At 68.6% G+C, this 12,577-nt stretch carries 15 protein-coding genes and 1 riboswitch; of the genes, 8 read left to right on the top strand and 7 right to left on the bottom strand.

Annotation, left to right across the window (positions count from 1 at the left end; translation table 11 throughout):
• Nucleotides 1-91: 91 nt before the first annotated feature.
• Nucleotides 92-1,081: an LLM class F420-dependent oxidoreductase gene (locus A5750_RS21385; RefSeq protein ID WP_066957634.1), complete on the top strand. Its 990-nt coding sequence runs from the start codon at nucleotides 92-94 to the stop codon at nucleotides 1,079-1,081.
• A 3-nt stretch (nucleotides 1,082-1,084) separates the two neighbouring features.
• Here A5750_RS21385 and A5750_RS21380 read toward each other — a convergent pair whose 3' ends face one another.
• Nucleotides 1,085-1,378, bottom strand: coding sequence for a putative quinol monooxygenase (locus A5750_RS21380; protein WP_066957632.1), 294 nt, complete (start codon nucleotides 1,376-1,378; stop codon nucleotides 1,085-1,087).
• Between the two features lie 150 nt (nucleotides 1,379-1,528).
• Between A5750_RS21380 and A5750_RS21375 the strand changes: the two genes are divergently transcribed.
• Nucleotides 1,529-1,942, top strand: coding sequence for a Zn-ribbon domain-containing OB-fold protein (locus tag A5750_RS21375; protein ID WP_066957630.1), 414 nt, complete (start codon nucleotides 1,529-1,531; stop codon nucleotides 1,940-1,942).
• A 46-nt stretch (nucleotides 1,943-1,988) separates the two neighbouring features.
• Nucleotides 1,989-3,134, top strand: coding sequence for a thiolase family protein (locus tag A5750_RS21370; RefSeq protein ID WP_066957628.1), 1,146 nt, complete (start codon nucleotides 1,989-1,991; stop codon nucleotides 3,132-3,134).
• Between the two features lie 50 nt (nucleotides 3,135-3,184).
• Here the strand turns inward: A5750_RS21370 and A5750_RS21365 are convergent, their stop codons facing one another.
• Complete coding sequence (locus tag A5750_RS21365) at nucleotides 3,185-4,834, bottom strand: DNA repair helicase XPB (protein ID WP_066957626.1); 1,650 nt, start codon at nucleotides 4,832-4,834, stop codon at nucleotides 3,185-3,187.
• A 34-nt stretch (nucleotides 4,835-4,868) separates the two neighbouring features.
• Nucleotides 4,869-7,127 carry a helicase-associated domain-containing protein gene (locus tag A5750_RS21360; protein ID WP_067265500.1) on the bottom strand — a complete coding sequence of 753 codons (2,259 nt, stop codon included), beginning with the start codon at nucleotides 7,125-7,127 and terminating at the stop codon, nucleotides 4,869-4,871.
• A 108-nt stretch (nucleotides 7,128-7,235) separates the two neighbouring features.
• Here A5750_RS21360 and A5750_RS21355 point away from each other — a divergent pair, with 108 nt between their 5' ends.
• From A5750_RS21355 to A5750_RS21340, 4 genes are read left to right on the top strand one after another with little or no spacing between them, the layout of a single operon-like run.
• Nucleotides 7,236-7,436, top strand: a complete 201-nt coding sequence (locus tag A5750_RS21355; RefSeq protein ID WP_156744849.1) for a hypothetical protein — start codon at nucleotides 7,236-7,238, stop codon at nucleotides 7,434-7,436.
• Nucleotides 7,437-7,444: 8 nt separating this feature from the next.
• Nucleotides 7,445-7,972, top strand: a complete 528-nt coding sequence (gene moaC, locus A5750_RS21350; RefSeq protein ID WP_082948248.1) for a cyclic pyranopterin monophosphate synthase MoaC — start codon at nucleotides 7,445-7,447, stop codon at nucleotides 7,970-7,972.
• Complete coding sequence (locus A5750_RS21345) at nucleotides 7,972-8,454, top strand: molybdenum cofactor biosynthesis protein B (RefSeq protein WP_066957822.1); 483 nt, start codon at nucleotides 7,972-7,974, stop codon at nucleotides 8,452-8,454. The genes moaC and A5750_RS21345 overlap by 1 nt, the downstream gene beginning before the upstream one ends.
• Complete coding sequence (locus A5750_RS21340) at nucleotides 8,451-8,876, top strand: molybdenum cofactor biosynthesis protein MoaE (protein ID WP_067265497.1); 426 nt, start codon at nucleotides 8,451-8,453, stop codon at nucleotides 8,874-8,876. The genes A5750_RS21345 and A5750_RS21340 overlap by 4 nt, the downstream gene beginning before the upstream one ends.
• Before the next feature lie 77 nt (nucleotides 8,877-8,953).
• Here the strand turns inward: A5750_RS21340 and A5750_RS21335 are convergent, their stop codons facing one another.
• The 4 genes from A5750_RS21335 to A5750_RS21320 form a co-directional block, all read right to left on the bottom strand.
• Nucleotides 8,954-9,787 carry a transglycosylase family protein gene (locus tag A5750_RS21335; RefSeq protein ID WP_067265495.1) on the bottom strand — a complete coding sequence of 278 codons (834 nt, stop codon included), beginning with the start codon at nucleotides 9,785-9,787 and terminating at the stop codon, nucleotides 8,954-8,956.
• 12 nt (nucleotides 9,788-9,799) lie between these two features.
• Nucleotides 9,800-10,026: riboswitch (cyclic di-AMP (ydaO/yuaA leader) on the bottom strand.
• A gap of 209 nt (nucleotides 10,027-10,235) precedes the next feature.
• A complete protein-coding gene (locus tag A5750_RS21330) occupies nucleotides 10,236-10,514 on the bottom strand; it encodes a MoaD/ThiS family protein (protein WP_067265491.1) in 279 nt (92 codons plus the stop codon).
• Between the two features lie 4 nt (nucleotides 10,515-10,518).
• Complete coding sequence (moaA, locus tag A5750_RS21325; RefSeq protein ID WP_067265488.1) at nucleotides 10,519-11,595, bottom strand: GTP 3',8-cyclase MoaA; 1,077 nt, start codon at nucleotides 11,593-11,595, stop codon at nucleotides 10,519-10,521.
• Nucleotides 11,592-11,996, bottom strand: a complete 405-nt coding sequence (locus A5750_RS21320; RefSeq protein WP_066957610.1) for a YccF domain-containing protein — start codon at nucleotides 11,994-11,996, stop codon at nucleotides 11,592-11,594. Before A5750_RS21320 ends, moaA begins: the two co-directional genes overlap by 4 nt.
• Before the next feature lie 163 nt (nucleotides 11,997-12,159).
• On the opposite strand from A5750_RS21320, the gene A5750_RS21315 reads away from it, so the two are divergent.
• On the top strand, nucleotides 12,160-12,573 hold the full coding sequence (locus A5750_RS21315) for a cold-shock protein (protein WP_066957608.1): 414 nt from the start codon (nucleotides 12,160-12,162) through the stop codon (nucleotides 12,571-12,573).
• Nucleotides 12,574-12,577 lie beyond the last annotated feature (4 nt).

Here is a 12,577-nt window from a genome sequence, read left to right as displayed (position 1 = left end):
CCTAGCGGGGGCCTGGGGAGGGCTGCCCGCGGCAGCGGAGGGAATTGCCTTCTGCGCTGTGGCGGTGGGCGGCGGGTTAGAGTCCGTTGCTATGCGCTTCGGTCTCTTCATCCCGCAAGGTTGGCGAATGGATCTGGTCGACATCGAACCGGAGAAGCACTGGGCGGTGATGCGCGACCTGGCTGTCTACGCCGACAGCAGCGCGTGGGACTCGCTGTGGGTCTACGACCATTTCCACACCGTCCCACTGCCGACGGGTGAGGCCACGCACGAGGCGTGGTCGCTGATGGCCGCGTACGGGGCGGTCACGTCGCGGATCAAACTCGGCCAGATGTGCACCGCGATGAGCTACCGCAATCCGGTGTACCTGGCCAAGGTCGCGGCGACCGCCGACATCATCTCCGGTGGGCGGATCCAGATGGGCATCGGCGGTGGCTGGTACGAACATGAGTGGCGCGCTTACGGTTACGGATTCCCGTCGGCCGGCGTGCGGCTGGCCCGGCTGGACGAGGGCGTACAGATCATGCGTGCTGCCTGGCGCGACGGCAAGGTCAGCTTCGACGGCAAGCACTACCAGGTGGACGGCGCAATCGTTTCCCCTAAGCCGCTGCAGGACAACGGGATTCCGCTGTGGATCGCCGGTGGCGGTGAGAAGGTGACTTTGCGCATCGCCGCGAAATACGCGCAGTACACCAACTTCGCGCCCGAGCCCGAGGCGTTCGCGCACAAGTCCGAAGTGCTGGCGCAGCACTGTCAGCAGGTGGGCAGCGACTTCGAGGCCATCGTGCGGTCGGCCAACTTCAACGCGGTCGTCGGGACCTCCGACGCCGACGTCAAGGACAGGCTGCGGCGCGTCCGCGACCGGGTCGTCCGGTACGTGCCCGAGGCGGCCGCCGACGCGATGCTGGCCGCCGGCAGCGGACCCGATTCGGCGACGGGCACACCGGAACAGGTGATCGAGCGGATCGCCAAGCTCCGCGACCTCGGGTGCGAATACGCCATCTGCTATTTCCCGGAGGCCGCGTACGACCGCTCCGGCATCGAGTTGTTCGAGCGCGAGGTGATTCCCGCGCTCAGCTAGCCGTCAGATGTCGGAGGTGACATACCTCTTCTTGACGGGAGGCTCGGCCAGCAGCGGCGGCAGGTCGGTGAGGCGGCCTTCGCCGGCGCGAAACGCGCGATAGGCCTCGTCCTGCTCGACCGTGTCCCACAGTTCGTAGATCAGCCAGTGGGTTTCGTCGTCCTCGTCGACGAGCACGTCGGTACCGAGGTTCCCGGGAAACGCCCGGGTGTCTTGTAGAGCCCGGCCCATGACGTCGCGCGCCTGCGGCACGGCGTCGGGCTTGAATTTCAGTTCGAGTATCACCGTGACTGGCATGGTCGTCTCCTCGGTTGCGGCGGCGATCCCAACCTATCTGCCCGGCGCGGCCAAGAATGAGAATGCGGTTTCCACTTATCGGAAAGCTGTTATACGGTTCAGTGAGCAACATTCTGTCGGCACACCGTGGACGCTTCTGGAGGATCCCCGATGCAAAAAGCGCTCGCCCCCGAGATCTCGACCTGGCCCGACGAGAGCCCACAGCTGATCGGCAGCCGGTGCGGCAGCTGCGGCGCCACCACCTTTCCGGTGCAGCAGTGGTGCCCGCGCTGCAGCCTTGGCGAGATGACCGACGTGTTGCTGCCGCGCCGCGGAACCCTCGTCGCGTGGACCACGCAGGGCTTCCCGCCCGGGGCGCCCTATGCCGGCCCGACCGGCAAGGACTTCGTTCCGTTCGGCGTCGGGTTGGTCCAGCTTGATGACGTCATCCGGGTCGAGGGGCGGTTGACGGAGAACGACCCGGCCAAGCTGGAGTTCGGCCAGGAGGTCGAGCTCACCATGATTCCGCTGACCACCGACGAAGAGGGCGCCGAAATCATGACGTTCGCGTTCCAGCCGGTCTAGTGGCGATCGCAAGCGCGGCCCACCATCTACCCAGGAGAAGGTTGAGATGACCAACGATGTCGCCATCATCGGCGTGGGCCTGCATCCGTTCGGCAGGTTCGACAAGACTGCGATGCAGATGGGCGCCGAGGCGATTCAGTCGGCGCTGAGCGACGCCGGCGTGGACTGGAAGGACATCCAGTTCGGTTTCGGCGGCAGCCACGAGGTGTCCAACCCCGACGCGGTGACTCGCCTGGTCGGTCTCACTGGCATCACGTTCACCAACGTGTTCAACGCGTGCGCCACCGCGGCCAGCGCCATCCAGCAGACCGCCGACACCATCCGGCTGGGCAAGTACGACATCGGCATCGCCATCGGGCTGGACAAGCATCCGCGCGGCGCGTTCACCGACGACCCCGCCAAGCTGGCGCTGCCGCAGTGGTACGCCCAGAACGGGCAGTTCGTCACCACCAAGTTCTTCGGGATGAAGGCCAACAAGTACCTGCACGACCACAACATTTCGCAGGCCACCCTGGCGAAGGTGGCGGCAAAGAACTTTCGCAACGGTGCGCTGAACCCGAATGCGTTCCGGCGCAAGCCGATTGCCGAGGAAGAGATTCTCAATTCGGCCGTGCTCAACTACCCCTTGACCCAATACATGTTCTGTGCGCCCGACGAGGGGGCCGCGGCGGTGATCATGTGCCGCGCCGACATGGCGCACAAGTTCACCGACAAGCCGGTGTACGTGCGAGCCTGCGAGATCCGCACCCGCCGCTACGGTGCCTATGAAGTACATGCCACCTTCGCGCCGCTCGACGAGGACGTCTCCCCGACCGTCTACGCGGCCAACGCGGCCTACGAGGCGGCCGGCATCGGCCCCGAGGACGTCGACGTCGCCCAGCTCCAGGACACTGACGCCGGCAACGAGGTCATCCATATGGCCGAGACGGGCCTCTGCGCCGACGGCGAGCAGGAGAAGCTGCTGGCCGACGGCGCCACCGAGATCCACGGCTCGATGCCGGTCAACACCGACGGGGGGTTGATCGCGAACGGCGAGCCGATCGGCGCGTCGGGGCTGCGGCAGATGCACGAACTGGTGCGCCAGCTGCGCGGTGAGGCGGGCGAGCGCCAGGTGCCCGGCAGCCCGCGCGTCGGCCTGGCCCAGGTCTACGGCGCGCCCGGAACCGCCTCGGCGACCATCTTGTCGCTCTAGTAGCTGGCGGGCGCAGACGCAGCAAGCGGGGCGAGTTCAGCTCGCCGGGCCTAAATCGCCGGGCCCAGAAGGTCGTCGGCGTCCCGGATGATGTAGCCGTAGCCCTGCTCGGCCAGGAAACGCTGCCGGTGCGCCGCGTACTCGGCGTCCAGGCTGTCGCGCGCCACCACGGAGTAGAAGATGGCGCCACCACCGTCGGCCTTGGGTCGCAGCAGCCGCCCTAGCCGCTGCGCTTCCTCTTGGCGTGAGCCGAACGTACCCGAAACCTGCACCGCCACAGAGGCTTCCGGCAAATCGATGGAGAAGTTGGCGACCTTGGACACCACCAGCGTCGACACCTCACCGCGGCGGAACGCGTCGAACAGCTCTTCGCGTTCCTTGGTTCGGGTGGACCCTTGGATCACCGGGGCGTTCAGCTCGGCACCCAGCTCGTCGAGCTGGTCGAGGTAGGCGCCGATCACCAGCGTCTGCTCGCCGGGATGCTTGTCCAGGATCGACTTCACCACGGCGATTTTCGAATGCGCGGTTGAGCAAACCTTGTATCGCTCTTCGGGTTCCGACGTGGCATAGATCATGCGCTCGTTGTCGGTCATGGTGACGCGCACCTCGACGCACTCGGCCGGGGCGATCCAACCCTGGGCCTCGATGTCCTTCCACGGCGCGTCATAGCGCTTGGGGCCGATCAGCGAGAACACGTCGCCCTCGCGGCCGTCTTCCCGGACCAGCGTGGCGGTCAGCCCGAGGCGGCGCTTGGACTGCAGGTCGGCGGTCATCCGGAACACCGGCGCCGGCAGCAGGTGGACCTCGTCGTAGATGATCAGCCCCCAGTCGCGGCTGTCGAAGAGTTCCAGATGCCGGTACTCGCCCTTGGTGCGGCGGGTGATCATTTGATACGTCGAGATGGTGACGGGCCGAATCTCCTTGCGTTCTCCCGAATATTCGCCGACCTCGTCCTCGGTCAGTGAGGTGCGCGCCACCAGTTCGCGCTTCCACTGCCGCGCCGCGACGATGTTGGTGACCAGGATCAGGGTCGTCGCGCTGGCTTTCGCCATCGCGGCCGCGCCAACTAGCGTCTTGCCGGCCCCGCACGGAAGGACCACCACGCCGGACCCGCCGGACCAGAACGAATCGGTGGCCATCTGCTGGTAGTCACGCAGGTGCCAGCCCTCCTGCGCCAGGCTGATCGCGTGCGCCTCGCCGTCGACGTAGCCCGCGAGATCCTCTGCGGGCCAACCAATCTTGAGCAGCATCTGCTTGACGCGGCCACGCTCGCTGGGGTGAACGACGACGGTGTCATCGTCGATCCGGGCGCCGAGCATGGGTGCGATCTTCTTGTTGCGCAGCACTTCCTCGAGCACGGCCCGGTCCAGGCTCAGCAGCGTCAGGCCGTGCGCCGGGTGTTTGACCAATTGCAGCCGGCCGTAGCGGGCCATGGTGTCGACGATGTCGACCAGCAGCGGCTGGGGCACCGCGTAGCGCGAGAAGCTGACCAGCGCGTCGACGACCTGTTCGGCGTCGTGGCCGGCGGCGCGTGCGTTCCACAGCGCCAACGGTGTGATGCGGTAGGTGTGCACGTGCTCGGGCGCGCGCTCCAGCTCCGCGAACGGCGCGATGGCGGCGCGCGCCGCACCGGCCTGCTCGTGGTCGACCTCGAGCAGCACCGTCTTATCGGACTGCACAATCAACGGGCCGTCAGTCAATGGCGCGGCTCCTTTTCATTTCTCGGGTGATCCATTATCGGCCGTCGGCCGACACCACCGACGTGATGCGGTGGATGGCAAAGTCGCGCAGTCGCCCCGACGCCGAGTCGAAGGCCGTCAGCTGACCGCCCCGAACGGTGATCGGCGACACAACCCGCTGAGTGGCGACACCCGCGGCATCCAAATAACCGATCACCAAGGTGTCTTGTTCCCTGGCCGCGCGCTGCAACAACGCCATGGTGACCGCCGGGTCGGCGCGATTGTTGCCGAACGGCGCGGCGGTCACCTTCCGCAGCACCGCCACCACCGCGTTCAGGCTCTCGCTGTTGGGCCGCGGCATCGGTCGGTAGGGCCGCCGCTGTTGCGGCGTGGCCACCCGGGCGCCCCGGGGACGGACGTCGACGATGGCGCCGGTGGAGTCCTCGGCCGCCGGCGCGAAGCCCGCCGCACGCAGCGCGACGAGCACCTCGCTGATCGGCGCGGGGGACACCGCGACCGTCGGGGCCAGGGCACGCAGTTGCACCCCTTCGGTGGCGGGCGCGGACACGGCCTGGGCCAGCAGCACCGGGTCCTCGCACCGCACAAACGAGGAGGCCATGCCGATCCGCAGCTGGCCATGCCGGCGTGCGACATCGTCGATGAGGTAAGTAAGGCCCTGTGGGACAGGTGTTTTGGAGTGCTTGGCGAACAGGGCATGCATCCAGTCGCGGGTCTTCCCGACGTCAAGCGCGTGCCGGATCGTCTGCTCGCTGACGCGGTACACCATCGCGGTACCGGCCGACTCGACGGTGGCCACCGCGGCCAGCTGCTCGGCGAGGTCGCGCTGTAGTGGCCCCGGCACCACCACGGTCAGGTCGGCTTGGACCAGGAAATAATCGATCGGTCTGGGCAGGGCCCGCGCCATGGCGTCGATAGCGGCCTGGGAGTCGGCGCCCTCGTCCAGCAGGGCGCGGCCGGGGGTGCTCAGTGCCCCCCGCCCCACCAGGCCCAGCGCGTGGCTCTCGGCCAGCAGATCACCCACCGGCCCGGGCTGCAGCCGCTTCGCCCAGCGGGGGCGTCGCCAGATGAGTGCCGCCGCCGCTTCGACCGCGCTGACACCGGCGCCCGGCGGCAACTGGGCCAGCGTGCTCAGCAACAGCCGGCGATCCAGCGGCGCCGCCGTCGAGTACAGCGCATCCGTGAGCGCGCCATAGGGTTTGGCGTCGGGTCCCCGGGTTCCGATCAGAGCCGGCCGGCTGGGCAGGTCCAGCCAGCTAGTGGCCAGCAACTGCCAGCGCTCGGCGGTGGACAGCGCGGCGAACCGGTCGACGGCCACCGTCGGTGCCCAGTACGGTCCGTCACCCGTCGCCGGTTCCGGATCGGGCATCCCGCTGGCGATCAAGCCTGCCGCGGCCGCCACCTCGAGAATCAGGCCCAGCCGCGACTCGTCGATGCCGGTCACCTTGCTGAGCCGTTTGACCTCACGAATTCCCAGCCCACCGCTGCGCAGCTCGGAAATCGGTGTGGCGGCGAGCGTTCCGAGCAGCACGTCGAGTTCCCGCAGCAGATCGATGGTGGCCCCGGCCGCCGCCGCGTCAACGTCGTCGGTGGTGGTCGTCGACCTCACCGGATCGGGCGCCGTCAGCCGCATGGGACCGGGCTGTTCGCCGCGCAGCACCTGCCCGACGTGGCGGGGCAAGATCACCGTCTCGGCGTCGATGCGTCGCAGCAGCCCCATCGCCAGCAGCTGGGGCACCGGGCGGTCCGCGGGTGCGCCGGGCGCGGCGTCACGGGTGCGGCCCATCGGGGAACCCTCGAGAAGCTTTTTAAGCACGTCGAGCTGGGCCTGGCTCAGGCCGTCGATGAGGTTGGCGATCTCCTCGCCGCTTCGCGAGGTGTCCTCGAGGGTGACCTGTCCCGGGTGCCACGGCAGGGCCGTGCCGGCGTCGGGGGCCACGCGGAGCGCGGCGTCGCCCCAGACCAGGGCGCGCTCCCGGAGATCGTCCAACGCCCCGACCACGTCGGCCTCGGGGGCACGCTCACCGATCAGCGCCAGCAGTTTCGGCGTCGGCACCGGCGCGGCATCGGCCTGCAGCACCAACAGCGCGTCGAGCACCGCCAGCCGCAGGTAATCGAGGTCGTCGGTGGCGGCCTTCACCGACTGGCGTGCCTGAGCGCGCGCCGCGAGCGCGGCGATGCTGCCGGGCGGGGGCTGGGCGAGGTCCGGCCGCAGCTCTAGCAGTCGGATCAGCCGCTCGTCGGGCAAGTCGGCCAACCACGACCCCAGCGGGATATCCGGGGTGTTGTCGGTCATTGCTGACCAGCGTAAAACAGTCGGCGGGTCGCCAGCAGGCAACGAATGAGCGGTCCAACTGGCGGTCTTGCGGGACACGCGCGAGAGTGACCTGTCAGAATGGACGGCGTGGCTGACACTGCTGAGGGTAAAGCGCGCAAGACCAGGTATGTCGACAACGGCTGGCCGACGACGGACCACGACGACCACGCGGTGAGCGAACTCGCGACCGACCGGACGGGTGCGTTGTCGCCCTTCGGCGAGCTGGTGTTTCCGCTGCCCTCCACTGACCTGCCCTACCTGCACCCGGTCACCGTCGTTAACCGGTAGGCGCCAGGATGGCTAGGGCCTCTGAGGCCGCCAAGCCCGCGGCGACCTGGGCGTCGGAAGAATCCCCCTCGGGCGCGCTGTCACATCTGGACGATCGTGGGGCGGCGCACATGGTCGATGTCAGCGGCAAGGGAGCCACCAAGCGAACCGCCGTCGCCGCGGGTTCCTTGCATACGTCCCCGCACGTGGTGGAGCTGATCTCGGCCGGGGGCCTGCCCAAGGGCGACGCGTTGGCGACGGCCCGGGTGGCGGGCATTCTGGCGGCCAAGCGCACCAGTGACCTGATCCCGCTCTGCCACCAGTTGGCGCTCACCGGCGTCGACGTCGACTTCACCGTGGGGGAGTCCGACATCGAGATCACCGCGACGGTGCGTAGCACCGACCGCACGGGTGTCGAGATGGAGGCGCTGACCGCCGTGAGTGTGGCCGGTCTGACGCTCTACGACATGATCAAAGCGGTCGACCCCGCCGCGCGCCTCGATGACATTCGGGTGCTGCGCAAGGAAGGCGGCAAAACCGGAACGTGGGTGCGGTGATGAGCGCCCAATCCGCCCGCGTCATCATTGCCTCGACCCGCGCGTCGGCCGGGTTGTACGACGATCGGTGCGGGCCGATCATCGCCGAATGGCTTGGACAGCGCGGATTTTCGTGCGCCGAGCCGGAGGTGGTCGCCGATGGCGAACCGGTCGGCGCGGCCCTGCGCAAGGCAGTCGACGACGGGGTCGACGTCATCATAACGTCCGGGGGCACCGGCATCTCGCCCAGCGACAGCACGCCCGATCAGACGGTGGCGGTGCTGGACTACATGATCCCGGGGCTGGCCGACGCCATCCGCCGGTCCGGCCTGCCGAAGGTGCCGACCTCGGTGCTGTCACGCGGTGTGTGTGGCGTGGCGGGTAAGACCCTGATCGTCAACCTGCCGGGTTCGCCCGGCGGCGTGCGCGACGGCCTGGGCGTGCTCGCCGATGTGATCGATCATGCGCTCGATCAGCTCGCCGGCGGAGACCACCAGCGATGACGCTCGTCGTCCGCGCGGCCATGACCGATCATCCGATCGTGCTGGCCGAGCACGAAGAGCTCGTAGGCCACCAGTCGGCCGGCGCCATCGTCGGCTTCGTCGGCATGATTCGCGATCACGACGGCGGCCGGCGGGTGGTGCGGCTGGAGTACTCCGCGCATCCGTCGGCCGAACAGGTCATGGCGGAGGTAGTGGCCGATGTCGCCGAACAGTCGAGCGGGGTGCGCGCCGTGGCGGCGAGCCACCGGACCGGGGTGCTGCACATCGGGGAGGCGGCGCTGGTGGCCGCGGTCGCTGCCGACCATCGTCAGGAGGCCTTCGCCACCTGCGCGCTTCTGGTCGACACCATCAAGGCGCGGCTACCGGTGTGGAAGCACCAGTTCTTCGACGACGGAACCGAAGAGTGGGTCGGCTCGGCGTAACGCCGTAGCGATTGGAATGCCGGCACGCCCCGAAGCGGGAACGTTCGAGGCGTGCCGGGCAGTCTGACGGGCGGAGCTCAGGCGGACGGCTGCGCGATCGCGTCCAGCGCGTCGTTGCCCTGAATGTCCTGTGCCCGAATGGCGTCCCACAGCTGCTTCGTGTAGCCCACCGTGGAAACCTGCTGCGGCATGTCGGCCGGCACGAAACCGCGGAAGTCGTTGTCGACGACGGGCGCGTCCGCAGGAGGCGCGGGCGGCAGGTCCGCAGGAGGTGCGGGCGGCACGTCGGCGGGAGGCGCCGGCGGCATGGCGTCGGCCGGGGGTGCGGGCGGCAGGTCCGCCGGAGGCGCGGGCGGGACGTCGGCCGGGGGCGCGGGCGGCAGGTCCGCCGGAGGCGCCGCCTGGTCGAATCCCGTCAGCTGCACCGGCGCGGGGGGCGGCGGGGCGTCTGGCGGAGGCGCATCGGCGGGCGCGGGAGCCAGCGGTGCCGGCTGGCCGTTGAGTCCGGGCGCGTCCAGAGCGGCGGGCGCCGGAGCCTCGCGCGGCGTCGGGCCCGACAGCGGGCCACCGCACACGGGCCACGCGCCACGGCCCTGAGTGGCCAGCACGCGCTCGGCGACGGCGATCTGCTGGTCCTTGGTGGCCAATTCGGCCGACGGGGCGTACTGGCCGCCGCCGTGCGCGGCCCAGGTGCTCGAGCTGAACTGCACACCACCGTGGTAGCCGTTGCCGGTGTTGATTCCCCAGTTGCCGCCCGACTCACAACGGGCTACCTGGTCCCATTCGCCGTCGGTGGCCGCGGCCGCCTGGCCGGCCAGGGCGATGCTGCCGCCACCGAGGACCGCGCCGGTGACGGCGATCTTGGCGACGCTGATGTTTGACGTGCTGGGCTTACGGTGACGTCCACTCATAGGCCGTGAAGGATCCTCTCGTGTCACGCGCCTGCGAGGTCAGCTGTCGGGTTCGGGTTGGAGAGGCCACCCGGCCGTCATCGAACTCAGTGCGTATCCACTGCGAAACGACGTCGGCTTCACCCCAAGGGGCCGTATACGGCCCCGGTCCGATCACGGTGGACCGGTGGGTCCCCCGTCTCCATCCACGTAGGTCGGTGGGCCCCCGCCTATTGGATGGAGCTCGGCGCGATAGGGAGGGGAGGTCCGCCAATTCGGTTGTCTTGGCGAGCCTTCGGAGAAACGTAGCGGTTTCTGTTGGTCCCGTCACGTTCTGCGACACCCGGCGTTTCCCTCTCGGCCATGTGCGAAAACCCGAGGAACGCGCGGTATCCACGCAGGTCACCACGCCCGATATCGGAGCGTGATTGCGCCGTTATCATTCCGTTACGTGACGCATTTCACAGTTTTAGCCGCCGGCGAAGGGCGGTAGAACGTCGATCGTGTTGCCGGCGCGTAACGTTGCGGTCTCGTCGCGGACCGCGACCCCGTCGCACAGGTAGGAGCATCTGCTCAACACGTCGGCGAGGCGAGAGCCCTGCACGGCGAGGCGCCCAACCAGCTCGGCCACCGTCGTTCCCGGCCGCACCACCAGCGTCTCCGACTCGGCCCCAGCGGCCGCCCGCGCGGCCGCGAAATAGCGCACGGTCACCTGAATCCCGTCTTGCTGGACGGCGGCCTGACCCATCGGGCTAGCCACCGATCGCGCTCATCGGACGGTCGGGCTGGATGAAGTTCGGGTCGTTGATGCCGTGACCGGCCGGCTTGCCCCACATCGCGACGCGCCACGCGGTCTCGATCGCGTCGTCGGACGCACCGCTGCGCAGCAGGGTTCGCAGATCGGTTTCCACGGCCGAGAACAAGCAGCTGCGAACCTGGCCATCGGCCGTGAGACGGGTGCGATCACACGCCGAGCAGAACGCATGGGAAACCGACGCGATGACACCAAACTTCCCGCTCGGCGTGCCCGGGCCGGTGTCGACCAGCCACAGCTCGGCGGGTGCCGAGCCGCGCGGCGCCGGGTCCGGACGGAGCCGAAAGTGCGGGCGCAGCGCGTCGAGCACATCGTCGGCGCTCAGCGCCGCGCCCCGGCGCCACTGGTGGCCGGCATCCAGCGGCATCTGCTCGATGACCCGTAATTGGTAGCCGTAATCGAGGCAGAACCGCAGCAGCGCGACGACGTCCTCGCGACCGGTGACGGGGTCGAGCACGGCGTTCACCTTGACCGGCGTCAAGCCCGCGTCATGGGCGGCGGTCAGGCCGGCGAGCACCTCGTCGAGCCGGTCCCGTCGGGTGATCGCCGCGAAATGTTCGGGGTCCACAGTGTCCATCGAGACGTTGACGCGATTCAGGCCTGCCCTGGCGAGCGCGGCGGCCCGCCGCGCCAGTCCCACGCCGTTGGTGGTCAGTGAAATCTCGGGGCGCGGTCGCAGGCCGGCCGCCGCCGCGACCACCTCTTCGAGGTGCCGCACCAACAGTGGCTCGCCGCCGGTGAACCGCACGCTGGTCACACCCAAGCGGGTGACGGCGATGTGCATCAGCCGCGATAGCTCATCGGGGCGGAGCAGGTGGTCGCCTGGCAGCCAGTTCAAGCCCTCGGCCGGCATGCAGTACGTGCAACGCAGGTTGCAGCGGTCGGTCAGCGAGACGCGCAGGTCGGTGGCGACGCGCCCGTAGGTGTCCACCAATGGGCCCGCGGTCGGCGCGTCCGGCGCGTTCCCCGCGGTGCGGCCCGGCACCGACGGCACACCCAACGCGGTCGCCGTCATGCGACCACCCCCGGGTAGTGCGACGGCGAAGTGACCGGGACTATCTGCTTGCCCAGGGGCATCAATGAAACCGGGATCAGTTTGAGGTTGGCCAACGCGAGCGGGATGCCGACGATGGTGACCGCCATCGCCAGCGCGCTGACCAGGTGACCGATCGCCAGCCATAGGCCGAACAACAGCACCCAGATGACGTTGCCGATGAGGGCCCCCGTTCCAGCAGTCGGTTTGTCGACGATCGTGCGGCCGAACGGCCACAACGCGTACGAGGCGATGCGCAGCGACGCGAAGCCGAACGGGATGGTGATGATCAGCAGAAAGCTGACGAGCGCCGCAACCACGTATCCGGCGGCCATCCACAGGCCGCCGAACACGAGCCAGATGATGTTCAGGATCAGGCGCATATCTCCTCCACCGGTAATGCCCAGCGTACCGAGTAGGCAATAACGGGGGTGCTCGCGAGGCAAGCACCCGAGTAGGATCTACAGACCAAACGGCGTCCTGCGCAGGCGGGACGCTTATTGTGTTGGCCATTCTATTGATCCGTTAGACAAGCAGGTGAGACCAGTGCCGACCGGCAAGGTTAAGTGGTACGACGCCGACAAGGGGTTCGGGTTCCTGTCGCAAGAGGACGGCGAAGACGTGTACGTCCGCTCGTCGGCGTTGCCCGCTGGGGTCGAGGGGCTCAAAGCGGGCCAACGCGTGGAGTTCGGCATCGCATCCGGGCGGCGCGGGCCTCAGGCGCTGAGCCTCAAGCTGATTGAGCCGCCGCCCAGCCTCACCAAGGCCCAGGGTCGCCGTGATGTGCCCGCCGAGCACAAACACAGCCCGGACGAGCTGCACGGCATGGTCGAGGACATGATCACGCTGCTGGAGGGCGCCGTGCAGCCCGAGTTGCGCAAGGGTCGCTACCCGGACCGCAAGACGGCCCGACGGGTTTCCGAGGTGGTGCGAGCGGTCGCCCGGGAGCTCGACGCCTAGCTTC

Origin of the sequence: Mycobacterium sp. 852002-51613_SCH5001154 (genome assembly GCF_001667425.1) — a bacterium.
Classification (GTDB): Bacteria; Actinomycetota; Actinomycetes; order Mycobacteriales; family Mycobacteriaceae; genus Mycobacterium.
Note: the sequence above shows the minus strand (reverse complement) of the source record. Positions and strands in the feature narration are given on the sequence as shown.